General features: G+C 69.8%; 25 protein-coding genes. 11 read left to right on the top strand and 14 right to left on the bottom strand.

All coding sequences use genetic code 11. The features are described 5' to 3' along the window. Nucleotides 1-27: 27 nt before the first annotated feature. From CJ226_RS05880 to CJ226_RS05850, 7 genes are all read right to left on the bottom strand, one after another. Nucleotides 28-927: an ROK family protein gene (locus tag CJ226_RS05880; protein WP_180964544.1), complete on the bottom strand. Its 900-nt coding sequence runs from the start codon at nucleotides 925-927 to the stop codon at nucleotides 28-30. Nucleotides 928-980: 53 nt separating this feature from the next. Beyond that, entirely contained in the window at nucleotides 981-2,648 is a 1,668-nt protein-coding gene (locus CJ226_RS05875; protein ID WP_102208615.1) for an ABC transporter ATP-binding protein, read from the bottom strand. Further along, complete coding sequence (locus CJ226_RS05870; protein ID WP_062633201.1) at nucleotides 2,645-3,523, bottom strand: ABC transporter permease; 879 nt, start codon at nucleotides 3,521-3,523, stop codon at nucleotides 2,645-2,647. Before CJ226_RS05870 ends, CJ226_RS05875 begins: the two co-directional genes overlap by 4 nt. Beyond that, nucleotides 3,520-4,536, bottom strand: a complete 1,017-nt coding sequence (locus CJ226_RS05865; protein ID WP_082802807.1) for an ABC transporter permease — start codon at nucleotides 4,534-4,536, stop codon at nucleotides 3,520-3,522. Before CJ226_RS05865 ends, CJ226_RS05870 begins: the two co-directional genes overlap by 4 nt. 15 nt (nucleotides 4,537-4,551) lie before the next feature. Then, on the bottom strand, nucleotides 4,552-6,357 hold the full coding sequence (locus CJ226_RS05860) for a peptide ABC transporter substrate-binding protein (RefSeq protein ID WP_102208614.1): 1,806 nt from the start codon (nucleotides 6,355-6,357) through the stop codon (nucleotides 4,552-4,554). A 150-nt stretch (nucleotides 6,358-6,507) separates the two neighbouring features. Continuing rightward, the gene (locus tag CJ226_RS05855; protein ID WP_062633204.1) at nucleotides 6,508-7,995 is read right to left on the bottom strand and encodes a M81 family metallopeptidase; all 1,488 of its coding nucleotides are present in this window, start codon (nucleotides 7,993-7,995) and stop codon (nucleotides 6,508-6,510) included. 79 nt (nucleotides 7,996-8,074) lie between these two features. Next, entirely contained in the window at nucleotides 8,075-9,250 is a 1,176-nt protein-coding gene (locus CJ226_RS05850; RefSeq protein ID WP_102208613.1) for an ROK family transcriptional regulator, read from the bottom strand. A gap of 106 nt (nucleotides 9,251-9,356) precedes the next feature. On the opposite strand from CJ226_RS05850, the gene CJ226_RS05845 reads away from it, so the two are divergent. The 6 genes from CJ226_RS05845 to CJ226_RS05820 all read left to right on the top strand — a co-directional run bounded on the left by CJ226_RS05845 (nucleotide 9,357) and on the right by CJ226_RS05820 (nucleotide 13,125). Then, the gene (locus CJ226_RS05845) at nucleotides 9,357-10,427 is read left to right on the top strand and encodes a M4 family metallopeptidase (RefSeq protein ID WP_102208612.1); all 1,071 of its coding nucleotides are present in this window, start codon (nucleotides 9,357-9,359) and stop codon (nucleotides 10,425-10,427) included. After that, nucleotides 10,402-10,713, top strand: coding sequence for a protealysin inhibitor emfourin (locus CJ226_RS05840; protein WP_102208611.1), 312 nt, complete (start codon nucleotides 10,402-10,404; stop codon nucleotides 10,711-10,713). The genes CJ226_RS05845 and CJ226_RS05840 overlap by 26 nt, the downstream gene beginning before the upstream one ends. Before the next feature lie 103 nt (nucleotides 10,714-10,816). Continuing rightward, nucleotides 10,817-11,008 (top strand): hypothetical protein, encoded by a 192-nt coding sequence (locus CJ226_RS05835; RefSeq protein ID WP_102208610.1) that lies wholly within the window; start codon nucleotides 10,817-10,819, stop codon nucleotides 11,006-11,008. Between the two features lie 108 nt (nucleotides 11,009-11,116). Next, nucleotides 11,117-11,875, top strand: a complete 759-nt coding sequence (locus CJ226_RS05830; RefSeq protein ID WP_062633215.1) for a ribonuclease H — start codon at nucleotides 11,117-11,119, stop codon at nucleotides 11,873-11,875. A 28-nt stretch (nucleotides 11,876-11,903) separates the two neighbouring features. Further along, a complete protein-coding gene (locus CJ226_RS05825; protein ID WP_102208609.1) occupies nucleotides 11,904-12,287 on the top strand; it encodes a MauE/DoxX family redox-associated membrane protein in 384 nt (127 codons plus the stop codon). A 139-nt stretch (nucleotides 12,288-12,426) separates the two neighbouring features. Further along, nucleotides 12,427-13,125: a Pr6Pr family membrane protein gene (locus CJ226_RS05820; protein ID WP_257996535.1), complete on the top strand. Its 699-nt coding sequence runs from the start codon at nucleotides 12,427-12,429 to the stop codon at nucleotides 13,123-13,125. On the opposite strand, the gene CJ226_RS05815 is transcribed toward CJ226_RS05820, so the two are convergent. The 3 genes from CJ226_RS05815 to CJ226_RS05805 form a co-directional block, all read right to left on the bottom strand. Continuing rightward, a complete protein-coding gene (locus CJ226_RS05815) occupies nucleotides 13,116-14,468 on the bottom strand; it encodes an FAD-dependent oxidoreductase (protein WP_102208608.1) in 1,353 nt (450 codons plus the stop codon). The two genes, CJ226_RS05820 and CJ226_RS05815, sit on opposite strands and share 10 nt — an antisense overlap. Nucleotides 14,469-14,563: 95 nt before the next feature. Then, nucleotides 14,564-15,541, bottom strand: a complete 978-nt coding sequence (locus CJ226_RS05810) for an SRPBCC family protein (protein WP_102208607.1) — start codon at nucleotides 15,539-15,541, stop codon at nucleotides 14,564-14,566. A 1-nt stretch (nucleotide 15,542) separates the two neighbouring features. Further along, nucleotides 15,543-15,950, bottom strand: coding sequence for a metalloregulator ArsR/SmtB family transcription factor (locus tag CJ226_RS05805; RefSeq protein ID WP_102208606.1), 408 nt, complete (start codon nucleotides 15,948-15,950; stop codon nucleotides 15,543-15,545). Between the two features lie 110 nt (nucleotides 15,951-16,060). Here CJ226_RS05805 and CJ226_RS05800 point away from each other — a divergent pair, with 110 nt between their 5' ends. Then, the gene (locus tag CJ226_RS05800; protein ID WP_102208605.1) at nucleotides 16,061-17,407 is read left to right on the top strand and encodes an MFS transporter; all 1,347 of its coding nucleotides are present in this window, start codon (nucleotides 16,061-16,063) and stop codon (nucleotides 17,405-17,407) included. A gap of 21 nt (nucleotides 17,408-17,428) precedes the next feature. Here the strand turns inward: CJ226_RS05800 and CJ226_RS05795 are convergent, their stop codons facing one another. Beyond that, nucleotides 17,429-18,364, bottom strand: coding sequence for a GrpB family protein (locus CJ226_RS05795; protein ID WP_146008208.1), 936 nt, complete (start codon nucleotides 18,362-18,364; stop codon nucleotides 17,429-17,431). 192 nt (nucleotides 18,365-18,556) lie between these two features. Between CJ226_RS05795 and CJ226_RS05790 the strand changes: the two genes are divergently transcribed. Next, complete coding sequence (locus CJ226_RS05790; RefSeq protein WP_062633228.1) at nucleotides 18,557-19,309, top strand: SDR family NAD(P)-dependent oxidoreductase; 753 nt, start codon at nucleotides 18,557-18,559, stop codon at nucleotides 19,307-19,309. Nucleotides 19,310-19,476: 167 nt separating this feature from the next. On the opposite strand, the gene CJ226_RS05785 is transcribed toward CJ226_RS05790, so the two are convergent. After that, nucleotides 19,477-19,803 carry a hypothetical protein gene (locus tag CJ226_RS05785; RefSeq protein WP_101847700.1) on the bottom strand — a complete coding sequence of 109 codons (327 nt, stop codon included), beginning with the start codon at nucleotides 19,801-19,803 and terminating at the stop codon, nucleotides 19,477-19,479. Nucleotides 19,804-19,872: 69 nt separating this feature from the next. Continuing rightward, nucleotides 19,873-20,319: a MarR family winged helix-turn-helix transcriptional regulator gene (locus CJ226_RS05780; RefSeq protein WP_062633229.1), complete on the bottom strand. Its 447-nt coding sequence runs from the start codon at nucleotides 20,317-20,319 to the stop codon at nucleotides 19,873-19,875. A gap of 128 nt (nucleotides 20,320-20,447) precedes the next feature. On the opposite strand from CJ226_RS05780, the gene CJ226_RS05775 reads away from it, so the two are divergent. The 3 genes from CJ226_RS05775 to CJ226_RS05765 are packed head-to-tail and all read left to right on the top strand — an operon-like array spanning nucleotide 20,448 to nucleotide 22,849. Further along, nucleotides 20,448-20,684: a hypothetical protein gene (locus CJ226_RS05775; protein ID WP_025104060.1), complete on the top strand. Its 237-nt coding sequence runs from the start codon at nucleotides 20,448-20,450 to the stop codon at nucleotides 20,682-20,684. Next, nucleotides 20,681-21,226: a MarR family winged helix-turn-helix transcriptional regulator gene (locus CJ226_RS05770; protein WP_025104061.1), complete on the top strand. Its 546-nt coding sequence runs from the start codon at nucleotides 20,681-20,683 to the stop codon at nucleotides 21,224-21,226. Before CJ226_RS05775 ends, CJ226_RS05770 begins: the two co-directional genes overlap by 4 nt. 39 nt (nucleotides 21,227-21,265) lie before the next feature. After that, nucleotides 21,266-22,849 carry an SDR family oxidoreductase gene (locus CJ226_RS05765; protein WP_102208603.1) on the top strand — a complete coding sequence of 528 codons (1,584 nt, stop codon included), beginning with the start codon at nucleotides 21,266-21,268 and terminating at the stop codon, nucleotides 22,847-22,849. 18 nt (nucleotides 22,850-22,867) lie between these two features. Here CJ226_RS05765 and CJ226_RS05760 read toward each other — a convergent pair whose 3' ends face one another. Further along, the gene (locus tag CJ226_RS05760; protein ID WP_102208602.1) at nucleotides 22,868-24,829 is read right to left on the bottom strand and encodes a BCCT family transporter; all 1,962 of its coding nucleotides are present in this window, start codon (nucleotides 24,827-24,829) and stop codon (nucleotides 22,868-22,870) included. Between the last annotated feature and the right edge of the window lie 69 nt (nucleotides 24,830-24,898).

Genomic DNA, 24,898 nt, shown 5'->3' with positions numbered 1-24,898 from the left:
TTTACGCGAGGATTCCGGTCACCCGGCTCAGACGAGAGCACGCTGACGGCGCAGCGCGGTGAGCACGGCGCCGTTGGCTCCCGCCCACCCCCCGAGCGTCGCCGGCACGATCGGAGGGACGCGATGGAAGGTGGCCCGTTCCCTCACCGTGCCGGCGGCGAGGGTCACCAGATGGTGCGGTTCCTGGGCGAGGCCGCCGCCGATCACGATGCACCCCGGGTCCACCAGCGCGCACAGGGTCAGGAGCGCCTCGGCCAGCGCGGAGGAGGCGCGCTCCACGATGGCCTCAGCCACGGGCACCCCGTCCGCGGCAGCGGCGAGCAGCCCCTCCGGACCGCCCGTGCCGCCCAGGGCGTGCCAGGCACGACGCAGCGCGGGCGCGCCGATCACGGTCTCCAGGCACCCGCGGCGCCCGCACGAGCACGGGTCGCCGTCGGGTTCGATGGTGATGTGCCCCAACTCGCCCGCAGACCCGTGGGCCCCCGGCACCACCCCACCCTGCACGACGTGCGCACCGGCGATCCCGGTCCCGAGCGCCAGCACGAACACGTCGTCCGCCCCGGCTCCGGCACCCCACGATGCCTCGGCGACCGCGGCGGCGTGCCCGTCGTTGATCACGTCGACAGGGACGCCGAGGACCGCGCCGAGCTCAGCACCGAGCGGACGGCCGTCCAGGGCGGGGATGTTGGCGGAGCGCACGACAACTCCGTCAGCCTCGTCGACGAGACCGGGGATCGACAGCACGACGCGTTCCAGAGTCCGCTCACCGCGCACCGACTCGGCGATCGACACGAGACCCTCGACGGGCGCGGCCTTCGGGGTGGCGTCCCGTCCCCGCGCGAGGGGGGTCGGCGGCTCATCCAGCGACGAGAATGCCGATGCGAGGAGGTGCTTGACGCTCGATCCCCCCACGTCGAGTCCGAGCACGAGCGAATCGCCGTCGTGACTGTCGCGTGTCGTTCGGCCGGAATCGCCGGGGGTCACGGCGTGGCCACCCGGGCGGCCGCGCGGGCCTCCCGCCGCACAGCCTGCTTGTCCGGGTCGGGAACCGGCACCGAGGCGAGCAGACGCCGGCTGTACGGGTGCTGCGGGGCGAGGAGGACATCGTCTGCCGAGCCGGTCTCGACGATCTCCCCCTTCAGCATGACGGCGACACGGTCGGAGATCTCGTGCACGACGGCGAGGTCGTGGCTGATGAACAGGCAGGCGAAGTGCATCTTCTCCTGCAGCGTGCGCAGCACCTCGAGGACCGCGGCCTGCACGGACACGTCGAGCGCCGATGTCGGCTCGTCGGCGATGATCAACTCCGGCTCCAGGGCGATGGCCCTGGCCAGTCCGATGCGCTGGCGCTGGCCGCCGGAGAGCTCGTGCGGATAGCGGCCGGCATAGGACGTCGGCAGCTCCACGGCGTCGAGCAGCTCCGCGACGCGGTTCCGCCGCTGACTCGCGGTGGTCGGGAAACGCCGGCGCTGGACGAGCAGCGGTTCGGCGATGGCCTCCCCCACCGTCATGCGGGGGTCGAGGCTGGACCCTGGGTCCTGGAAGATGGCCCCGACCCGTGCGCGCAACTCCCGCTCGCGGCGGCCGGAGACGCCGCCGCGCCCCACCGTCTGACCGAACAGGGTCATCTCGCCGCCGGACAGGGGCAGCAGACCGAGGGCGGCGCGACCGAGCGTCGATTTGCCGGATCCGGACTCGCCGACGAGACCGACGATCTCGCCCGGCGCGATGCGCAGGCTCACCCCGTTGAGCGCGAGGAAGGAACGCCCGCCGCGCCGGTAGGTCACGCTCGCCCGATCGAGGGCGAGGACCGGGTCGGGCGCCACGGGCTCGGGTTCCCGCGGGACGGCCGTGGCGACGTCGGGGAGCGACGGCACCGCGCTCAGCAGCTTCTTCGTGTAGTCCTCGCGCGGGGCGGTCAGCACAGCGCGCGTGTCGCCGACCTCGACCATGGTGCCGCGGAACATCACGGCGACGCGGTCGGCGATGTCCGCCACCACGCCCATGTTGTGGGTCACCAGGAGGAACGCGGTGCCGGACTCGGCGGCGAGGCGCCGGATGAGGTCGAGGATCTCGGCCTGCACGGTGACGTCGAGCGCCGTCGTCGGCTCGTCGGCGATGATGAGCTGCGGCTCGCACGCGAGCGCGATCGCGATGACGACCCGCTGGCGCTGCCCTCCGGAGAGCTCGTGCGGATAGCTCTTGACGCGGCGCTCCGGTTCGGGGATGCCGACGCGCTGGAGCAGCTCCACGGCCCTCTCCCAGGCGTCCGAGCGCGGGATCTCGTTGTGGTTGAGGATCGCCTCGGTGATCTGGTCGCCGATGCGCATGCTCGGATTGAGCGCGGTCATCGGCTCCTGGAAGACCATCGAGATCTCGGCTCCGCGCACCGCGTTCATGTCCGACTCGGGCAGCGGCAGGAGTTCCCGGCCGTCCAGCCGGATGGACCCGGTCACCTGCGCCGTCCGCGGCAGCAGCTTCATGACGGCCATCGCGGTGACCGACTTGCCCGACCCGGACTCGCCGACGAGCGCGAGCACCTCGCCGGAGCGCACGTCGAGGTCGATGCCCTTCACCGCCTCCACGGCGCCATCCTCGGTGCGGAACGTGACTCTCAGGTCGGAGATCGACAGCAGTGCATCGCTCATGCGGCACGCCCCTTCACGTCGAAGAAGTCCCGGAGCCCGTCGCCGATGCTGTTGAACGCGCACACCGTGAGGACGATGCAGAAGCCCGCGGGGAAGATGAGCCACCAGGCACCGGCGTAGGTGTAGGTGATGCCGCTGGTCAGCATCGCACCCCAGTCCGTCGCCGGCTTCTGCAGCCCCATGCCGAGGAAGGAGATGTAGGCGACGAGGAGGATGGCGTCGGCGACCTGGAAGGTGGCGTTCACGACGATCGTGCCGACCGTGTTCGGGACGATGTGCCTGAGTACGGCCCGGGAGTGCGTGCCACCCATCGCCCGCAGCGCGAGGACGTACTCCCGTGACTTGAGCGAGATCGACTCCGCCCGCACGAGCCGGGCCGGCACGAGCCAGGACACGAGGCCGATCACGCAGATCATGAGCGGCACGCTCGGCCGGAGGATGGCGGAGAGGATCAGCAGGAGGAAGGTCGCCGGGATCGCGATACCCGCATCGACGACGCGCATCATGACGGTGTCGACGGTGCCACCGACGTAGCCGGCGATCGCTCCCCAGAGCGTGCCGATCACGGTCGCGAGGATGCCGGCGGCGAGACCGATGAGGATCGAGATCTGCCCCCCGATCATGAGGCGTCCGAGCACGTCGTAGCCCACGTCGTCCGTGCCGAGCGGGTGGCCAGGACTGCCCGGTGGCAGCATCGTGTTCCGGAGGTCGGTGTGGATCTGGTCGGTGGGGTGGATGAGGGGCCCCACGAAGCAGAACAGCAGGAACAGCGCGATCGTCACGATGCCGAAGATCGCGAGCTTGTTCTGCAGGAAGCGGCGCATGCCGCGCTGGCGCGGCGTCAGCGTGCGCAGGGCGATCGTTGTCGTGCTCACGACAGCTCCTCTCGGGTGCGGGGATCGAGCAGCGCCTGGATGATGTCGGCCAGCAGCGATCCGATGACGGTCGCGAGCGCGATCACCAGGATGCAGCCGAGCAGGACGGGGTAGTCGGAGGTCTGCGCAGATGTCCAGAACAGCAGCCCCATGCCGGGGTAGTTGAAGAGGGACTCGACGACGATCATGCCGCCGAACATCACCGGCAGGTAGTAGCCGAGCATCGCGATCACCGGCGTGAGGGAGTTGCGGACCACGTGGCGCGTGATGACCGTGCGCACCGAGGTGCCCTTGGCTCGGGCCGTGCGCACATAGTCCTCGGAGAGGTTGTCGATCGTCGCGGAGCGCATGTACCGCGAGAACGTCGCGATGATGCCGAGTGCCGCGGTGAGTACCGGCAGCACGAGTCCTGCCGGGTTCGCGAGCACAGCGCCCACGGTCTCGCCCTGCGGCGCCTGCGCCGGGACCAGCCGGAGCCACTGCGCGAAGACGATCACGAGGATGAGGCCGAGGAAGAACGACGGCGTCGAGTAGACGATGAAGTTCCAGGTGGTCAGCGCGTAGTCGGAAGCCTTGCCGCGGCGGACGGCCTGGAAGATGCCCATGGGGATCGCCACCGCGAGCGCCACGATCATCGAGATCAGTGCCAGGATCAGCGTTTTCGGCAGCCGCTGGGCGATCGCATCGGAGACCGGACGGTTCAGTTTGAAGGAGTCGCCGAGGTCCCCCTGCAGGAGCTGTCCGAGGAAATGGAAGTACTGCTGCCACAGGGGCAGATCGAAGCCGTTCTCCTTGTTGAAGGCATCGATCTGCTCCTGTGTGGCCTGCATGCCGAGGATTCCGGCGGCGGGCCCCTGCGGCATGGCGAGGTGGAGCAGCGCGAACACGATCAGCGTCACGATGAGGATGACGAGCCCGCCCTGGCCGACCCGTCGTAACAGGTACCACCAGAATCGGGGGCCGCCGGCCCTCTCCTTCTTCTGCGCACTCGGCGCCGCTTCCACCACGCTCATGTCACCTGCCTGCTGTTACTCGGACCAGGACCATCGCTGCGGGAGGAACGACGCACCCGGGTCCTGGTGGGCGATGTCGAGTCCGTCACGGACGACGGAGACCTGGTACACCGGGTTCGGCATCCACATGACCGGGAGGTCGGTGGCGAGGAACTCGGAGTACTTCTTCGCGATCTCCGGGTCGGTGGAGAAGGCCATGGCCTGCACCAGCTCCTCGGCCTCGGGGTTGTCGTACTGCCCCGCGTTCCACTTCGTGTCCTTGGCGAACACGCGCTCGCCCGTGGCGTACGGCGGGAAGTACCAGCTGCCGGCGGTGCCGAAGAACACGAGCTCCCACGTGCACGAGGTGCCGGTCTTGCACTCCTGGGCCTGCGTGAGGACGGTGTCCAGCGGCTTGGAGTCGATCGTCATCTTCACGCCGATCTTCGCGAGCGACGACTGGATCTCCGCCATCATGTTGTCGGTCTCCTGCGAGCCGTTCTGCGTGGTGACGACGATCTCGGCCTTCATCCCGGCGGCGATGCCCTCACCGCACTGCCCGGCGCCTGCACCGGCGTCGGCGCACTCGAGCGTGCCGTCGGAGCCGGCGACCCACCCGTTGTCGGTGAAGAGCTTCTCGGCCTTCTTCAGGTCGAAGGGGTACGGGTTGTCCTTCTGCACGTCGGACAGGCTGTTCGACTCCGCGGTCTGCGGGATGGGGCCGTAGTCGGGCGTCGCGGCGCCGTGCCAGACGACCTCGGAGATCGTCTCCTGGTCGACGGCGTGCTGCAGCGCCTGGCGCACGTACAGCTGCTCGAAGAAGGGGCCCTTCTCCGGGTTGGCGAAGTTGTACGGCATGTACGTGATCGACCAGCCGGCCCACGGCTCGACGCGGTAGCCGAGGTCGGTGAACTGCTTCTCGTTCGTGAGCTGCGAGCTCGTCACGTAGCCGTAGTCGACCTCTCCGGAGCGCACGACGTTCATCTCGGCGTCCGCCGACGTGAACGGGAGGAACTTGACGTTCTCGATACTCGGCTTGTCCTCGCCGGTGTACTCGGTGTTGGCGGTGAGCTCCACGAGCCCCGAGTCCGACCAGCGCTTGACCGTGTAGGGGCCGGCGACGGTCTTCCACAGCTCGTTGGTCGCATAGGTCTTCATGTCCTCGGCCTCGGCGAAGAGGTAGTCGAGCACGGCCGCGGCACCCGCGGCGTCGCGGTCATGGTCGCCGATCTCGCCGTCGGCGCTCGTCTTGTCCCAGACGTGCTGCGGCATCGGGTACATGAGGCTGAGCTGGTTCCCGAGCAGGAACTCTTCGTTGTAGACCTTGTCCATCGTCAGCGAGAACGTCTTGTCGTCGATGGTCGTGAAGGCCGTGATGTTGTCGGGCATCAGGCCCGCGGAGTAGCCTCCGGTCTTCTCGCCGTTGAAGCGGACGAGGTTGTACCAGAACTCCACGTCGCGGGACGTCACGGGCTCCCCGTCCGACCAGTCGAGGTCGTTGAGGGTGATCGTGATCGTCTTCCGGTCCTCCGAGAACTCGTAGGACTTCGCGGCCGAAGCGCGCTCGTCCCAGCCCATCTCGCCGTCGACGCCGTTGTACTCGAAGAGTCGAGGCCACATCGTCGCCTTGATGGCGCTGTTGTGCGTGGCCATCTTGTCCGGCGACGAGATCGGCAGGATCCAGTTGGGTCCGGTGCCCACCTGCAGCGCGAAGCTGACGGTGTCCTTCTCCTCGGCCCCGCTGTCGCCCTGGCCGCCGGAGCAGGCGGTGAGGGCGAGCGACGCGACGGCGATCGCGCCCAGAGGGGCGAGCAGCCGGCGGCGCAGCGACTGAGATCGCATGAAAACCTCCTTGTTCAATGCCTCGTCACCGAAGCGTTCGTCCGAATCATGACGTACTTTGCATGATGCCCGAATAAAGTACGCGCACAAAAGCCAATCTTGTTACGGTTAAGTAACTAACTTTCTTTCAGCGTCGAAGAATGTGACGGATCAGCCGACGAGTTCGGCGCGGAGGTCGGGATCCTCCTCGAACGCGTCGAACGGGTGCATCGGCCGCACGATGCGGTGGTGGCCGAGACGCTCGAGGTCCTGGTCCACCCCACCCGGAGTGAGCGCGAGGGTCCAACCGCGCATGGCCGCGTAGAGCTCGGGCTCCAGGTAGCCGATCTTCGTGACGACGATCTGAGCGGAGGCCGGATCCAGACCGATCGCAGTGAAGTCCGCGACGTCGTGGTAGGCCTTGCGGAATTCCGTGACGATCACGTGCAGACCGCCGACCCGGATGACGGCGATGCCCCCCGCGTCCGGATCCCCTTCGTGCAGGCTGTGCAGGAGACCCTCGACGCGCACGGGCCCGTGCGGCCCGTCGTCGACGCGCGCCCCGACCTCGACCGAGACTCGGTCTCCGACCCGGCGACCCCGCAGGATCCGGAGAGCGCCCTCGTCGAACACGGAAGCGCAGAGCGTGACAGGCGCGTCCTCGGCCGTGAGCTCCGGCTTCTGCAGGAGCTGGGCCAGCGTCCACGTGACGTCCCCCGTGCCGCCGGCCCCGGGGTTGTCCCCGGAGTCGCTGATGAAATACGGAGTGTCGGCCGCAGCGAGACCGGCGGCCACACCCTCATCGAGCGTGCCGGGAGGGCCGACGAAGGCGAAGTCGTCCCGGACGTCCCAGAACGCGCGCCCGAGCTCTTCGGCCGCCGCGGCGGTCACATCGTCGTCCGTGCCGGTCACGACCACCGTCGCGTGACAGCGAGGCTCATCCGCCCAGGCGTACCCGATCCAGATGGCCGCATCGGTCACCCCGGGCCGCGCTTCGATCTCGGGGATGCGCGCGTACAGGCTCTTCGCGGGCTCGACGCGGGTGCTGGTCTTCTCGCCCGGCAGCAGGATCGGCACCTTCACCCAGGCCCGTCGCGGCGTCACTCCGCTCTCGAGAGCCTCGACCAGGTTGCGCAGCGCGCGATCGCGCGTCTCCCAGGTGTCCTCGTGCGGGGCGAGCCGGTAGCAGGTGATGAGGTCGACGTTCTCGATCAGGGTGCGGGAGACGTTGCCATGGAGGTCCATCGACGCCGAGACCACGACATCAGGGCCGATCACGTCGCGGATCGCGGTGATGAGATCGCCCTCCGCGTCGTCCATCCCGACGACGCTCATCGCGCCGTGGATGTCGAAGAACAGGCCGTCCAGACGCCCGCCGTCCGCCACCAGGGCCCGCAGGCCGTCGCAGATCCGCACCTTGATGCTCTCGTACACCTCCGGCAGCACGGCGCCACCCGGGATCGACCGCGCGTAGTACACCGGGAGCCACTCCGCGCGATCGGTGAGCTCGCCGACCCGGAGGGCGTCGTAGCGGGTGACGAGCGCGTCACCCTCGACTCGGAGGAAGTCCCGCTCGCCCGCCCGGTGCGGCGAGAAGGTGCTGGACTCGATCGCCATGCCGGCGATGGCGATGCGCGGGAGCGGGACGGTCTCGATCATGCTCCGAGTCTAGAACGAGGATCGAAGCAAATTAGGCGACTTGGTGCGTAGGAACAGAAACTTATATCGATCCTCGAATTTATGTTGCGGCTTCTCGCAGCACCTCGTCGATGCGGGCCGGGTCGAGCATGCGCTCCAGCAGTTCCCATGCCACCCCGCGCGCCCCGGCGAGCGCGCCCGCACGGCTCACGCCGATCTCCAGCGCGTCGGTCGACATCGGCAAGCAGAGGGTGAACAGCGCTTGGCGCACTCCGGCCACGAAGGCGTCGGCCGTCGCGAGACGGCCCCCCAGCGCCAGGGCCTGCGGGTTGAAGAAGTTGATGATGGTGGCGAGGACCTCGCCTGTCCTGGCCCCGGCCTCGCGGAGCGCCGAGGTCGCCTTGGGGTGCGCATCCTGAGCGAGCGCGAGCACGTCGTCCAGTGTCTCGACCGGGACGCGGGCCTCCCGCAGCGCGTCGACGATCGCCGCGCCGCTGGCCACCACGTCGAGGCACCCGACGCGGCCGCACGAGCAGATGACGGGCGGCGCGTTGTGCAGCGCGACGTGGCTGATGTCTCCGGCGACACCCCGGTAGCCGCGGTAGACGGCACCGTCGAGGATGATCCCGCAGCCGATGCCGCTGCCGGCCTTGACGAACACCAGCTGCTCGAGCTCGCCACCGCGTTCGATGTACTCCCCGACGGCCATCGCGTTCGCGTCATTGTCCACCAGGAACGGCAGCCCGGTGACCGAGCCGAGCACCGCGCCCACGTCCACCCCGTTCCACCCCGGCATCCGCATCGGAGACAGGAGCCGCGAGGTCTTCGCGTCGACGGGTCCTGGCAGGCTCATCGCGATCCCCTCGACACGCCGACCGCCGTTCTCCGCGACGAGCGCCTCGGCGTGCTCCCACACCTGGGTGACCACTCGCTCCACCCCGTCCAGTAGGGACACCTGCACGACCGTCGACGCCACGACCTCCGCCTGCCGGTCGAACAGCGCGACCGTCGCATGCTGCTCCCCCAGCTCGACTCCGACGACCACGGAACCCCCGGACGCCACGGCGAGCACACGCGGGCGCCGACCGCCGCGGGACTCGCCTTCGCCGTTCTCCTCGATGTAACCGCGTGCGATGAGCTCCTCGACGCGGAGCGCCACGGTGGACGGCGACAGACCTGTCAGGCGCGCGAGGTCGGCACGCGAATGCGCGGCCCCGGTATGCACGAGCCGGAAGATCTCGCCCTCGGAATGTACGGTCTGTGTCGCCGGCGCCACGGGTCCTCGAATCACCTTGTTTCGTTGGTCAAACAAAGATAGCCCCAGAACGAGAGGGTGTCATCACTTCCGCCGCAACGTCGGATCCCCGGCGTAGGGTCATCGCATGAGCAGCGCAGAATCCATCCCGCATCCCGGCGTCGTCCCCTCCTACCTGCTCGCCCGCTTGGCGGAGTCGGGTCGTTTCCCGAAGGCCGCCGCCGCCGCCCGACAGACGCTCACCGCGGGGCGCCCGCCGTTCCGCGCCCGCATCGATCTCTCGATCGACGAGAACGGCGACCTCGTCGCGCAGCTCTCCGATGCGCCGAACCGCACGATCAGCGACGCCGGCAACACGCAGCAGCTTCCGGGGGCCGTGGTCCGCACGGAAGACGACGAGCCCGTCGCCGACACCGCGGTCAACGAGGCCTTCGACGGCCTGGGTGCGACGTTCGAGATGCTGCTCTCCGCGTTCGGCCGCAACTCGCTCGACGACGCCGGCGCTCCTCTCGACGCGACCGTCCACTACGGCGTCGACTACGACAACGCGTTCTGGGACGGCGAGCGCATGGTGTTCGGTGACGGCGACGGCGAGGTGTTCCAGCGCTTCACGGGCTCGCTCACCGTGATCGGACACGAGCTCGCCCACGGTGTCGTACAGCACACGGCGAACCTGGAGTACCAGGGCCAGCCGGGCGCACTGAACGAGTCCGTGGCCGACGTGTTCGGCGCGCTCACCGAGCAGTACGCCCTGGGGCAGTCCGCCGACCAGGCGAGCTGGCTCATCGGGGCGGAGATCTTCACGGATGCGGTGGAGGGCTCAGCGCTGCGCTCCATGATCGCGCCGGGCACGGCCTACGACGACGATGAGCTCGGGAAAGACCCGCAGCCCGACCACATGAGCGGATTCGTGCGCACCACCGAGGACAACGGCGGCGTGCACATCAACTCCGGCATCCCGAACCGCGCCTTCGCCCTCTTCGCCCTCGACCTCGGCGGCAACGCCTGGGAACGCGCCGGCACGGTCTGGTATCGGGCACTCACCGGCGGGCTGTCGAGCACCGCGACCTTCAGGGACTTCGCCGACGCCACGGTCGCCGCCGCAGCCTCCGTCGACCGAGAGGCGGTCGTCGCCGCTCGACGCGCCTGGACGACCGTGGGAGTCTATGAGAATGACCGAGGACCCGACTCCGCCTGACGCCCCCGTCGTCATCGCCGTCGTCCGCTCGGGAGGGCTCGCCGGCATCCGTCGCCAGTGGCATGTGGAGGCCGAGCCGCCGGAGGCCGAGGAATGGATCGGCCTCATCGACAGCTGCCCCTGGGACGACGACGTCGACGCCCCGCCCGGAGCCGATCGGTTCGTGTGGAGCATCCGCGCCCGCACGCCGTCCGAGCGCCGGGAGCGGGAGCTGCCCGATTCCGCCGTGGACGGTCCGTGGCGCACCCTCATCGACGCGGTGCGCGAGGCGGCGCGCGCGGAGTGAGCCGCGGTCGGAGATTCGCGCTCCTGTCGCACGGATCCGCCGGATCCCTGCGACCTCGGTGCGAAACCGCGACGCCGCGCCGGCCGGGGGTGACAATGGACACATGGGACTCTTCCAGCAGCGACCGGAGGAAGAAGAGAAGCAGTGGGGACTCCCCTCTGAACCTCTCGAGACCTCGGCCGCAGACACGCTCGACGCCGCGCCGACGGTCGACCCGCTGACCCTCGGCCTCGACACCCCGTCCTCCGTGAGCTCTATCGTGTTCCCGGTCGCCCCGCCTGCCCCCGAGGCCTGACCCCCTCCCCGCGCGGCGTCGCGGTTTCGCACTCCCGTCGCAGCTTCCGAACAACTCCGTGCGACCGCGGCGCGAAAGGGCGTCCGCGGCCAGCGATACGGTGGACGGATGACCATCACCGCCGCCGCAGACGGCTCCGCCCTGGGCAACCCCGGCCCGAACGGCTGGGCCTGGTACATCGACGACGCGAACTGGGCGGCCGGCGGCTCCCCGCACGGCACGAACAACCAGGGCGAGCTCCGCGCCGTCCTCGAACTGCTCCGGGCGACGGCCGGCACCGACGAGAAGCTCCTGATCGAGTGCGACAGCCGCTACGTGATCGACTCCGTGACGAAGTGGATGCCCGGCTGGAAGCGCCGCGGGTGGCGGAAGTCCGACGGCGGGCCCGTGCTGAACCGCGACCTCCTCGAGGGGATCGATGAGGCCCTGCGCGGTCGGGACGTCGAGTTCTCCTGGGTCAAGGGTCACGCCGGGCACCCGTTGAACGAAGCCGCCGACGAGCGCGCGAACGCCGCCGCCAAGGCCTATCAGCAGAAGCAGGAGCCTCGTCGAGGCCCCGGGTTCACCCGCGCGACCGATGCCGGAGCCGCCGTCGCCGCGTCCGCTCCGGTCGCCGCTGCCGCTACCGAAGCCCCGGCATCCTCCGCAACGACAGCCTCGTCTCGCACCTCGACACCCGTCGCCGAGGCGGAGTTCGCCGCGCCACTGTGGGCCGAGACCTCCGACCTCCTCGACGGACTCGACCTCGCGCAGGACGACCCCATCGTGCTCCAGCTCCCACTGTCGCCCGACGAGCACGCGCGCCTCCGGGACCGCGCTGAAGCGCAGGGCATCACCCTGGAAGAAGCACTCCGCCGCCTGATCTGACGGCGACCCCGAGGCGTACACTCGCACCATGTCGACTCCCCGCACCATCGGCCGGATCTTCCTCGGCGCCGCGCTCGTGTTCGCCGGCGTCTCCCACCTCACGTTCGCCCGCGAGGAGTTCCAGGCGCAGGTGCCGGAATCGCTGCCGCTCGATCCCGACACCACGGTGCTCGCGTCCGGCGTCGCGGAGGTCGCGCTCGGCTCCGCTCTCCTCTTCGCCCGCCGCCGCCGCACGGTCGGCACCGTCGCCGCCCTCTTCTTCGCGGCGGTCTTCCCGGGCAACGTGGCGCAGTGGATGCATCATCGCGACGGCTTCGGCCTCGACACCGACATGAAGCGCTTCGTGCGTCTGTTCTTCCAGCCGGCGCTCATCGCGCTGGCCCTGTGGTCGACGCGCGCCCCGCGCCGCTGACCCACCCCGCGAGAACCGGCGTTCCCGCGAGAACAGGCTCCCACACCCACCTACGCCTGAACCCGCGCGACAGCCTGATGCGGCGTCCCCCCGGGTCGGCTCCGTAGACTCGGCGGATGGCGGAAAGGACGAGGCGACGGTGAGCAGGCGCACCGTCTTCGGCCTGCTCCGGCTCACCGCTGCCGCCGTCTGCCTCATCGCGCTGATCCACCGCCTCGCGTGGGGACTCGCGTCGAACACCATCGCGAGCCAGAACTTCTTCGCGTACCTGACGAACCAGTCGAACATCGCCTTCGTCGTCCTCCTCACCGTCGCCGGAGTCCTCGCGCTGCGGAGAGCCCAGGACCCGCGGTGGCTCACGGTAGCCCTCGCCCTCGTGCTCACCTGGACGATCACGGCGGGGCTCGTGTTCGCGATCCTCGTCTGGCAGGCCGGAGTCCGGGGGATCCGCATCGACGTGCCGTGGTCGGATCAGGTGCTGCACTTCTGGCTGCCCGCGGTGACCGTCGCGGCCTGGGCCCTGGCCCCGGGGCATCGGGCGGTGCCGTGGCGCGTGATCCCGGTGACCCTGGCCTACCCGGTGCTGTGGGGCGTCGTGACGCTCATCCGCGGACCGCTGATCGGCTGGTATCCGTACTACTTCCTCGACCCGCGGCAGGTGAGCGGTCCCGTCGAGTTCACCGTCTCCTGCGCGATCGCGCTGGCCGTCTTCGCCGCCGTGGCGACCGCGCTCGTGCTCATCAGTCGCCTGCCGGACCCGTGGGACCGCGCTCCTGCCGAGCCCCCTCCCGAGGACCGCGCCCCGACCGAGGCCGCGCGCGAGACGGTTCAGGCGTAGAGCGCCAGCGAGGCGAGCGCCGCCTCGACGGCCTCCGCATCCCCGAGCTCCGCGAAGTCCCGCGCCGCCGCCCCGCCCACGATGCCGACGAGTACGTTCTCGCCGGTCGAGGGGCGGAGGTTGATCCACGTGGGGATCGCGATGTCGTCGCCGACCGCGTGCCAGATCGCCTCGTCGCCGTCCCAGAACGGCTCGTCCCATCGCAGCCACACCGTCTCGATGGCGCCCATGCCGAGCGCGGAGACGGCGCCGCGGTTGTCGAACGGCAGCGGCGGATCGAACTCGATGCCCTGCTCCTGCAGCACCCCGAGCGGCACCGTCAGCAGCACCCGGTCGAAGGAGAGGGCTTCCCCGGTGCCGAGGCGCACGCTCACCCCGGTGTCGTCCCACGCGAGGCGCGTGACCGGCGAGCTCAGCCCCACCTTCACGCCGTCCAGGGCGCTCTCGATGAACGGGGTCAGGTCGTCGCCTACTCCCTGCAGCGCTGCGTCGGGGAGCGGCGGGGCGAACCAGCTCGACAGGTCGGCGGCGTCCGCGCCCGTCCGTGCCGCGAGGAGCGCGAGGAGCGCGGCGGTCGCGGGGTCATCCGGGTCGATGCCGGCCGCCACCAGGGCGTCCGCCACCGAGGAGTCCTGCGGGGCGGACTGCGCCGTGGCCACCGCGGCCTCCACCGGCTGCGGATCCACGGGGTCGACATCGCCCTCGGCCGAGCGCCACCGCGCCCCGTCGAGGTCGACGAGGTCCCCGTCGCCCGCGTCGATCGTCTCGAGAAGCTCCGCGTCGGCCTCGCCGAACAGCCACGCGCCGAGCTGCACCGGAACGGGCCACTTCTCGTCTGCGCGGGAGAGGATCCGGCCGCCGACGCGGTCGCGCGCTTCGAACACCGTCACCTGCAGGCCGTCCTCCGCGAGCTGCGCGGCAGCGGTCGCCCCGGCGATCCCGGCGCCGATCACGGCCACCCGCTCGCCGTCCTCGGCGGCGACGGTGAGTTCCCGCGCGGCACGGCGGCCCGAGCGCAGGGCTCCCCGGACGGTACCCGGCGCCTCGTCGTCGGTCGCCTCGCCCGCGAAGAAGAGCCGGTCGTCGACGGGCTGCGCGAGTGCCGCACGGGTCGCGGCGAGCACCCCCACGGGAGTGAAGCTCGCGGCACCCCGGGCGAAGGGGTCGGTGGTCCAGGTGCTGCGGACGCTGCCGCTCGGGGCGGGGACACCGGGCGGCGGCTCCGGTTCGCGCGTGCGGGTGGGGGTCGGCGTCGGTTCCGGCTCCGGGGTGCAGGAGGCGAGAAGCACCGAGACGGCACCGGCTCCGGCGCCGAGGAGCAGGGTACGGCGCGTGATCCTCATCGTGCCGCCACTTTATCCCGCTTTCGCACAGGCAGAAGCGCCGGAACAGGCGGCTCTCGATGAGAACCGCCTGTTCCGGCGCGAGTGCCTGGATGTCAGACGGACAGCAGTTCCCGCTCCAGTCGCGCGAACGAAGCCTCCATGCCGTCGGCCATGCCGGTGGCGAGGATCATGTCCCGCGTCTCCTTGTCGGGGTACTCGATGAGCACCGTGACGAGGGTCGCGCCGTCCTCCTCGTAGAGGTTGAGGTCGTTGAGCGTCTCGGTCGGCATGCCCTGCATCCGCTCGGTGGTGACGGCGCGCTTCGGGGCGTCGATCAGCAGTGCCTCCCCCTCGAACCCGAACGGCTCACCCTCCGTGTCGCCCACGGGCGCCCAGGAGTTCCGGTACGACTGGCCGACCTCGGTCGCCGACACGCACTCGGTCATCTCCCACCCGTCCGGGCCGAGCATCCACTGCCGGATGAGGTCGGGCTCGAAGTGGGCGCGCCACACCAGCTCGCGCGGACCCTCGACGAGGCGGGTGATGCGCACGTGCGTGTCGTCGAGCAGCTCCACCCGCGTGCCCTTGCCCTGGGCGTAGTCGCGGAGGTCCTGCAGCACGGCGTCGAGCTGGGCCATGGCCATCCGGGTGCCCTCCACTGCGCCCATCGCGACGACCTGCTCGAGCGCCTCGGCAGATGTGAAGTGGCTCGTGTTCACCATGCGCGTGCCCTCGGCCGTCGGCTCGAACGTGAAGGTCATGCGCATGGAGGGGAGGTTGGCGTCCGGCGTGCCCTCCTCGTCGGCGAACGAGTCGAGCACCGTGAAGCTGCGCGGCGCGTCGATCTCCAGGAACTCCCACGTGCCGGAGGCCTTCTCCCCGCGGGGACCGTTCATCGTGTAGACGGCTCGGCCGCCGACGGTGTGGTCCCACTGGGTGAAGGTGGCCGGCCAGCCGGGAGGACCCCAGAACCGCTCGAGCTGCTGCGGGTCGGTGTAGGCGGCCCAGACGCGCTCGACGGGCGCGGCGAGGTCGGCGACGACGGTCATGGTGAGGTTCTCGGCATCCGTGATGATGTCCGTGACAGGCATGTCAGTCTCCTTGCGATTCGTTGCGTTGACTGCTGGTGGGGTCGGTGGAGGCCGGTCGCTCCCCCGCGGGCGGGGAGGGCTCGGCCAGGAGATCGTCGAGCCGGGCGATGCGCGACCGCCACAGCTCTTCGTATCGGGCGAGGAGCGCCCTGGCGCGGGCGATCATCTCGGGGTTCGCGCGGACGAGCCGCTCGCGTCCCTCGGCGCGCTTGACGATGAGGTTCGCCGCCTCGAGCACGGCCACGTGCTTCTGGACCGCGGCGAACGACATCTCGTACTCGGAGGCGAGGGTCGAGACGGACTGCTCCCGCTCGATCGTCCGGCGCAGGATGTCCCGCCGGGTCGACGTCGCCAGTGCGTGGAAGACACGGTCGACCTCCGCTTCGCTCAACTCCGTTTGTGCAACCATTTGGTTGTACGTTAGACCCGCGTCGGGAGCGTGTCAAGAACTTTCCTGTGGACGATTCCCGCTCGGCTACGGTGGGCGCATCCTCTTGCAGCGACTCGAGAAGGCAGAGCATGAACACAGTGCGGCACCCCGGAAGGTCGTTCGTGGGCCTCCCCGGAACCTTCTTCGTGTTCCTGAGCACGATCGCCGTGTCGAACCTCGGCGACGCCTTCCGGGTCATGTCGTTGAATCTCTGGTTCTACGAGGAGACGCCGGACAAGGAGCTCACCCGCGTCCTTCTCCTGTTGGCAGGAGTCGTCCCCGGGATGCTCTTCGCTCCGATCGCCGGAGCGATCGCCGATCGCTTCGACCTTCGGAAGACGTTCATCGCCACCATGCTCATCCGCGGCGCTCTCAGCGTGGCGCTCGCTGTCGTCGCATGGTCGGTTGCCCCAGGCGCGCTCGCCTATGTGCTCGTCTTCAGCGCAGCGACGGCGAGCGTCTTCTTCGCCTCGTCGGCGTTCGTCTTCGTGCCCCGCCTGGTGCGGCGGGGGATGATCCCCCGCGCGAACAGCATCATCCAGGCGGTGAGCTGGGCCCTCGCCTCCGTCGGTCCGGCGTTGGCGGCACTTGCCTTCGCCGCCTACGGCCCGTCGGTCGCCTTCCTCCTGGACGCTGTGTCTTTCCTCGTCTCGGCCGCGCTCCTGCAGGTCCTGATCCGCCCTGAGCCCACGAGCGGAGAGAAGACGCCTCTCCGCGTCAGCATCCGCACCGGCCTGGCGGAAGCCGCCGACTCGATCCGCGGCATTCCCGAAGCTGTCGGCATCCTGGCGCGCAACCGACTCGCGCTCGGCATGCTGGTCGCTTCCTACGGCGTGACGTTCACTGCGGGCGTCAACTCCTTCGGTCTCCTCTTCCTCCTCGACGACGAACTCGGCCTCCCCGTCGAGACCCTCGGAATCGTGCTGTCGTGGAACGGACTGATCGCGGTCGTCGCTGCTCTGCTGGTGGGGGTCTTCGTGAAGTGGGTGAAGGTCAAACCGTCGTTCCTTGTCTGCCTCGCCTTCTTCGTGGTCGCGCAGTTCGTGATGGGCATGGCACCCCACATCGGAGTCCTCCTCGTCGGCGTGGGTATCAGCGCGCTCGTCAACGCGCCCTACAACGTCGCCGTCACCTCGCTCTTCCAGACGAGCGTCGAGGACGAACACCTGGGGCGCATCGGCGGGCTCGACGAGATGGCCGAGAACGTCATCCAGATCCTCGTCTTCCTCTCCGCCGGCATCATCGTGGCGGTGGCCGGCCCCCGGCTCGCCCTCGTCGGCGCCGGCGTGGTCGCTCTCGTCCTGCTGTGCCTGGGTGCCACGCTCATGCGTGGCCTTCAACCCCGCGAGGATGTCGATGACCCCGAGGACTCAGACGACGCGGCACCGCAGCACGGGGATCCCGCAGGCGAGGAGCAGCCTCGCCCTGCGTCATGAGCTCGGATCTCTTCGCGGCACTCACGCCCCACGGCCTCCCGGCACCCACCCGGTCGCTCGCGCCCAGGCTTCCATCTCCCGCTGCGCCCGGTCGAACCAGTGGTCCTTCGCGCGCGCGTAGTCGTCGAAGTCGCGGTCGTCCCGGTGGGCGGAGGCCAGCGCGGTCTTGAGCGCCGCGTACTCGTCGCGCGCCCCCGGGTCCGCCCGCAGCCAGTCCCGGAACAGGAGGGCGTACCGCGCGTTCGACGCCCCGACGCGTCGCACATGCACGATCGCCCGCGCGCCGGCGTCCACGCTCGCGAACAGGCGTTTCGACCACTCGCCCTGGTCGCCGCTCGTCCGCGCGTTGTCCCGGGAGACGCCCGGCGCGTCCGGCACGATGCGCTGCACGTTCACGAAGCCGGCGTCCCCGAGGCGCTGCTCCGCCGCATCCGCGTCCGCGAGGTCGCGCACCCCCACCTGAAGGTCGATGATCGGCTTGGCACGCAGCCCGGGCACGGCCGTCGAGCCGATGTGATCGACGCGCACCGGGACGCCGTCGAACGCCGCGGCGACGCGGGCGCCGAGGCGAGCGGCATCCGCCGCCCAGTGCGGCGACCACGGCTCGAGGATCGGCGGCGTGTCCGGAGGGAGTCGCCGAGCCCTCCGGCGCTCCTCGACCTCCGCCGCTCGGGCGAGGAAGCGGGACAGGCCGCCCTCGTCGCCCTCCGCGAGAACCGCGTCGCACCACGCGGCGGCGGAGACTTCGCCGACGCCGAGCACGAGATGAGCCGTTGCGGAGGCGTGCGCCAGGGCAGCCGCATCGACGGGTCCGAGTCCCGTCACGATCGCATCCGGTCGCGCCGCACGCAGACGGCGCACGACCACACCATGATCCTCCCCGACGACGATCACGGTGAGGGGCGAGAACACGTCAGCCCCCGGAGAGCTCGCGGAATCATCTGCAAGCGGATGCATTGGTCGCCTCCTCGGGGTTCGTCCCGCCGGAATCGGTGCTCCCGGAGCAGACGGTCCCCACAGCGTAGCCAGCCCGCTGACCATTTCCATTCACATGAATCCACACCGGTATTCCGGGCGTAGGCTGGAGGGAAGGACGGACCGTCCGAGAAGATCTCCCGGCACCGCGCCCGCCCGGGAAGGAGCCCGAAAGTGGCTCAGTACGACGTCTCGAACCGCTCGGCGATCGTGACAGGAGCGGGCAGCGGCATCGGCCGTGCGGTCGCCCTCCTGCTGGCGCAGAACGGCGCGGCGGTGGTGGTCAACGACCTGAACGCGGAGCACGCGAACGCGGTCGTCGAGGAGATCCGCGCCGCCGGCGGCACCGCGGAGGCGTCGGTCGGCGACGCGACGGACCCGGCCTGGATCGCCTCGTCGGTCGAGCTCGCCAACTCGCTCGCCCCGCTCCGCATCGGCGTCAACAACGCCGGCATCGGCGGCGCGACGGCGCCCACCGCGGACTACGAGGAAGACGCGTGGGACAAGGTGATCGCCATCAACCTCAACGCCGTGTTCCGCAACATGAAGGCGCAGATCCCGTCGATCCTCGCCAACGGCGGCGGCTCGGTCGTGAACATCGCCTCAATCCTCGGCAGCGTCGGCTTCGCGGGCTCCCCCGCCTACGTCACCGCCAAGCACGGCGTGGTCGGCATGACGAAGACAGCCGCCCTCGAGTACTCCGCGCAGGGCGTCCGCGTGAACTCGGTCGGCCCCGGCTTCATCGACACCCCGCTCCTGGCGAACATGGGCGACGAGGCGAAGGACTTCCTCGTGTCGAAGCACCCGATCGGGCGCCTCGGCCAGGCAGAGGAGGTCGCGAACCTCGTGGTGTTCCTCGCGAGCGACGCCGCGAGTTTCATCACCGGCAGCTACCACCTGGTCGACGGCGGCTACACCGCCCTCTGACGAAGAAACGGCATCCGGCTGCCGGGAACCCGAATCCCGGCGGCCGGATGCCGCGGTCGGCGATCGAGAGCCCCCGCTCCGTTCTCGCCGTAGCCGTCACCACCCGGGATCCGAGAGCCCTTGAAGAGGATCCCGAGGCGGTGAGGCAGGTCTGCACCCCTCCGTTATCAGGCGGACATCGCGTGCAGTTCGCGCGATACCGCATCGAGCGCGAGCTCGGGGTCGGTGAGGTCGAGTCCGCCGGTCGAACCCGCGGCCTGCATGAGACGGGCCAGCAGCGGTCGCTGCAGGGCGACCGACGTCTCGACGACGAAGCGGATCGGGATGGACGCGTGGATCCACAGCGTCTCGGTGCGGTCGGCGCCGGTCTGCACCGTGAGCGCGAACGGCTCGTTGCGCCGCAGCTTGGTGACGGTGGCGGCGCGAAGGTGGGCGAGCAGCTCGTCGTCGATCTCGATCGGCTCGGCGAGGTTCGCGTAGGTGAGGGTTCCCATGTTCTTCTCCTCGTGGCAGAAAACCTGGACGAGGATAGTTTACTAGTTTAACTAGTTAAATCAAATCGATCAGGGAAGATCGCCGAGCTCGTCGGTCAGGCGGCGCAAGAAGCGGGAGATCACGGTCGCCTCTTCCGCGGTGAACTCACCCTCGACGGCGGCCACGCGCTGCGCCAGCTCGTCCCCCTGTCCGTGCAGATCGCGGAGCGACGGCCGAAGGACCTTGGACCGCGCATCCAGAGGGTGCGGCGCGACGACGATCTGCCCCCGCTCCGACATCCGCCGCACGACGCTCGTGACGGCGGCCGTGCTGATGCCGAGATAGGTGGCAAGGTCGCGGGGGGTGACGGGCTTCTCGACGGGCGCGGTGCTGATGAAGTGCATCGCCGCACGGTCGGTATCGTTGGGTTCGCGCCGGGCGGCGAGACGGCGGTTCAACTGCGCGTCGGCGCGACGGAAGTCGTCGACATCGCGAGCGAGCGCTGAGGTCGTGACGTCGGTACTCGTGTTTCCCATGCAGAGATCCTCCTTCCCCGCTCTCCATGGTACCTCGACAACCTGACAGTAAGGCTGTCTAGCGATATCGGGTGCGACCAGGGACTTCCGGAGGTGCGATGATGGAACCCTGCCCCCGAAAGGATGCCATGCCCGAGCCACTGAGCCTCGAGGAGGCGTCGTACATCCGCTACGCCGATCTGCTCGCACGCCTGGAGGAACTCTTCCCCTCCGTCTCGCGACGCCGGATCGAGCAGATCATCGCCGCCGAGACCGATGCGATCACGGGCGGGCTTCTGCGCATCGTCCCGGCCGAGGTCGAGACCGGCGCGATGGAGATGCTCGAGCGGGAGGCCGGTTCCAGCGACGAAGGAGAGGTCGCGTGACCGACAGCACCGGCGAGTTCCACGCCTCCGGGTACTGGTACCCCGACAGCGAGCGCGCCACCACGGTCGACGTGCTCAACATGCTGCGGCGCTACCGCAGTGCCGAGACGGCGATGCGCGCCCGGACGCGCGCGTCGATGGGCATGAACGAGACCGACCTCGTCGCCCTCCGGTTCCTGCTGCGCGAGCAGAAGGCCGGCCGCATCGTGCGGCCCATCGATCTGGCGCGCATGCTCGACATCTCGACCGCGTCGACGACGACGCTCATCGACCGGCTGGAGAAGGGTGGGCACGCCCGCCGCGAACCGCACCCGACCGACCGCCGCGCCGGCATCGTCGTGCCCACCGTGAGCAGCGACGACGAGGTGCGCGCGACACTCGGTGCCATGCACCGCCGGATGCTCTCCCTCGTGGACGACCTCACCGATGAGGAGCGCGTGGTCGTCATGCGGTTCCTCGTCGGGATGACCGCCGCGATCCAGGAGGCCGCCGAGGCGGACGCCGTGCACGGCGGCGCCGACCTCGTGGAGGAGCCGGCCTAGCCCGTACCGCATGTCGGCCCCGGGATCTACCCTCGGAGCATGAGCGAGCTCACCCAGCCCACCGGTCGCGAAGACGCCCTGCGGGCGGTCCCCCGCGACGACGGCTCCGCACCCCGCGCCCTCGTGCTCGGCGCCACCGGCTACATCGGCGGCCGCCTGACCCCTCGTCTGCTGAACGCCGGCTACCGGGTCCGCATCCTCGCCCGCGACGCCGTCCGCGCCGCCTCATTCGGCTGGGGCGAGGAGTGCGAGATCTTTGAGGGGTCCGCCGACGACGAGCACGCCGTCGCCTCCGCGATGGACGACGTCGACGTCGTGTACTACCTCATCCACTCCATGTCGGCGGGGAAGGGCTTCGAGGAGAGCGACGAGCGTGCGGCGACCACCGTCGCCACCACCGCTGCCCGGGCAGGCGTGCGGCGGATCGTCTACCTCGGCGGCCTGCACCCGGACGACGTGAAGCTCTCCCCGCACCTGCGCTCCCGGGTCCACGTCGGCGAGATCTTCCTGGAGTCCGGGGTGCCCACCCTCGTCCTGCAGGCGGGCGTGGTGATCGGCTCCGGTTCGGCGTCCTTCGAGATGATCCGGCACCTCACCGACGTGCTGCCGTACATGCCGGCGCCGAAATGGGTGCGCAACCGCATCCAGCCCATCGCCGTGCGCGACGTGCTGCACTACCTGCTCGGGGCGGCACGGGTCGACGACCGGGTGAATCGCGCGGTCGACATCGGCGGACCGGATGTGCTGCGCTACGGCCAGATGATGAACGGGTACGCGGTAGAGGCCGGACTGCGGCAGCGCGCCATCGCCGCCCTTCCGGTGCTGACCCCGGAGCTCGCCTCGCACTGGGTGAACCTCGTCACCCCGGTGCCGCGCTCCATCGCCCGGCCCCTCGTCGCCTCGCTGCAGAACGAGTGCATCATGAAGGACCACGCCGTCGACGCGCTCATCCCGCGCCCCGAGGGCGGACTCACGCCGTATCGCCGGTCCGTGGCGCTGGCCCTCGGCCGGGTGGACGCGGACGCCGTGGAGACGAGCTGGCAGGACGCCGAGGTGACCGGCGCCCCGAGCGACCCGCTGCCGAGCGACCCCGACTGGGCCGGACGCACCGTGTTCACAGACAAGCGCTCCGTCGCGACCCGCGCGTCCGTCGCGGAGCTGTGGCGCGTCATCCTCGGGATCGGCGGCGAGAACGGGTGGTACTCGTCACCGCTGCTCTGGGCGGTGCGGGGGCTCATGGACCGCGTGGTCGGCGGCGTGGGGCTCCGACGCGGACGCCGCAGCCGCACCGCCGCCCGCGTCGGGGATGCGATCGACTTCTGGCGCGTCGAGGCGGTCGATCAGACCGAGGACGGCCATCTGCTGCGACTCCGCGCCGAGATGAAGGTGCCGGGCGAGGCATGGCTCGAACTGCGTGCGGTTCCCGACGGCGACGGCGCCCGCTACGAGCAGCGCGCCGTGTTCTTCCCCCGCGGACTCCTCGGCCGGCTGTACTGGCTCGCCGTGCTGCCCTTCCACGGACTCATCTTCTCCGGCATGGCCGCCCGGATCACCGCGGCCGCCGAAACAGGCGACCACGCCGGTTCAGGCGTCCTGCGAGAGGACGCGCCTGACCCGGCGTGAGCGCCTGAGCTCTCGCGTTCAGTCCTTGTCGGCAGGGGCGTCCATCGCCGCATCGACGGCGGCGTCCACCTCGGCCGGCGGGATGATGTCGATCGCCTCGGTCGCGGCCTCGTACACCTCGGCGAGGGTGTCGTCGACGGTGTCCTCGTCGATCCAGGCGAGGTCGTCCTCCGAGTGGTCGTACTCGACCGGCACGAGCGCGAAGTCGTCGCCGTACTCCTCGAGCCCGGCCATGACGCTGTGGCGGACGGCGGCCCTGGCGTAGCGGTCGCGCAGGATCAGGGGATCGCGCCGCAGATCCTTCATGAACGCGATCATCATGAACGCCATGATGATCGCGAACGGCAGCGCCGCGATGATCGTCGCGTTCTGCAGCGACTGCAGACCGCTCCCCTCGGCGCCGCTGACGAGCAGCACCGCGGCGATCACACCGACCAACACACCCCAGACGACGGCGACCCAGCGCGACGGCTCCGGGCGGCCCTGCTGAGACAGCGTGCCCATGACGAGCGAGGCGGAATCGGCGCCCGTGATGAAGAAGATCGCGATGAGGAGGATGAGCACGATGCTGGTGATGAGCGGGAACGGCAGGTTCTCCAGCACCCCGAACAGCACCTCCTCCGGCGGGTCGACGGTGAGCCCTGCGCCGTCCATCTGCTGCTGGATCGCCGTGGTTCCGAAGATCGCGAACCACACGAGCGAGATGGCGGACGGCACCACGATGACGACCGACACGAACTGACGGAGCGAGCGTCCGCGGGAGATCTTCGCGATGAACATGCCGACGAACGGCGACCAGGAGATCCACCACGCCCAGTAGAAGATCGTCCAGCTCGACAGGAAGGCCTGCGCGGCCTCCCCCTGCGATGCGGAGCGGCCGATCATGGTCGGCAGATCGCCGAGGAACTGCACGGCGACGGACGGGATCACGTTCAGGATCAGCAGCGTCGGACCGACGAAGAACACGAAGAACGCGAGCAGGATCGCGACGACGGCGTTGATGTTCGACAGCGCCCGGATGCCCTTGGAGACGCCGGAGACAGCGGAGGCGATGAAGCACGCCGTGAGCACCGCGATCACCGCGATGAGGATGCCGTTGCCGAGCGGGCCGATGCCGCTGACGAGCTCGACGCCGTGGCCGATCTGCAGCGCCCCGAGACCGAGGGAGGCGGCCGTGCCGAACAGCGTCACGATGATGGAGAAGATGTCGATCGTGCGGCCGACCGGGCCCGTCGTGCGGTTCTCGCCGAGCAGCGGGGCGAAGATCGACGAGATCAGCGGCGTACGGCCGCGGCGGTAGGCGCCGTACGCTATGGCCCCACCGACGAGCGCGTAGAACGCCCAGGCCTGCGGACCCCAGTGGTAGAGCACCTGGGCCTGCGCGGTGTGCATGGCCTCGAGGGTGTTCGCCTCGACGGTGCCCGGCGGCGGGTTCTCGAAGAACGTCAGCGGCTCCGCCGCACCCCAGAACACCAGGCCGATGCCCATGCCCGCCGCGAAGAGCATCGAGATCCACGAGAACATCGAGAACTCGGGCTCCTCGTCGTCGCGACCGAGCGGGATGCGCCCGTACTTGCTGAAGCCGACGAACAGCATGAACACGAGGATGATCGTGGCGATGGTCGTGAAGAAGAATCCGAAGTACTCGACCACCCAGGCGAGGACCGTGCTCGTGGTGCCGGCGAGGTTGTCCCCCGCGAACACGCCCCACGCGATGAAGGCGAGGGCGAACGCGGCGGCGACGCCGAACACGAGCGGGTCGGTGCGGTAGGTGCGCCCCGTCTCCTCCACCGACACCCCGGGAACCAGCGCCGGGTGCACACTGCGCGGCGGGACCGTCGTGATGTCGCGGACGATCTTGCGCGCCGTCTCGGAGGCCTTCGCGGCTTGGCGGTGCGTCCCGGTCACGACGGCGTCGGTGCGCGGACGGGTCGGGGATCCTGCGGAGCGTTCGGTGGGCTTCTCGTCAGGCGTGTCCATGAGAGACCATCTTTCCACCTGCGCGGGCTCAGGCGGACGCGGGAGATCAGGCACTCCCGCGCGGGAGCG

The sequence above is a fragment of the Microbacterium sp. UMB0228 genome (genome assembly GCF_002871415.1).
GTDB lineage: Bacteria > Actinomycetota > Actinomycetes > Actinomycetales > Microbacteriaceae > Microbacterium.
The sequence above is the reverse complement of the archived record's forward strand: the minus strand, read 5'-3'. Positions and strand labels throughout refer to the sequence as shown.